Below are 302 nucleotides of genomic sequence, written 5' to 3'. Positions count from 1 at the left end.
CCGGCATCGCCGGTCAGGCTGTCGGCGGAGTTCGAGCCGGTGAGATTCTCGATGCTGTTGAAGGTATCGCCGGTGGCATCGCCGCCATTGGCGGTGTTGGTGGCGAGATTGATCGTGACGGCCGCGGCGGAGGCGCCATAGGCGGCCGTGTCGCTGCCGGCCCCGCCGATCAGGGTGTCGGCGCCGCCGCGGCCCGCGAGCACGTCGTCGCCGGCGCCGCCGTCCAGCACATTCGCCCCGGCCTCGCCGTTGATCGTGTCGGCGAAGGCCGAGCCGATGACGTTCTCGATGCTGCTGAAGCT

1 protein-coding gene is annotated in these 302 nt (G+C 70.5%); it reads right to left on the bottom strand.

What is annotated here, in order from left to right:
• Nucleotides 1-302, bottom strand: a 302-nt coding sequence (locus tag BWR60_RS36120; RefSeq protein WP_429913066.1) for a calcium-binding protein, incomplete at both ends; no start/stop codon positions are given.

This window comes from Inquilinus limosus (assembly GCF_002195995.1).
Classification (GTDB): domain Bacteria; phylum Pseudomonadota; class Alphaproteobacteria; order DSM-16000; family Inquilinaceae; genus Inquilinus; species Inquilinus limosus_C.
This window is presented reverse-complemented; position numbering and strand designations above follow the sequence as displayed.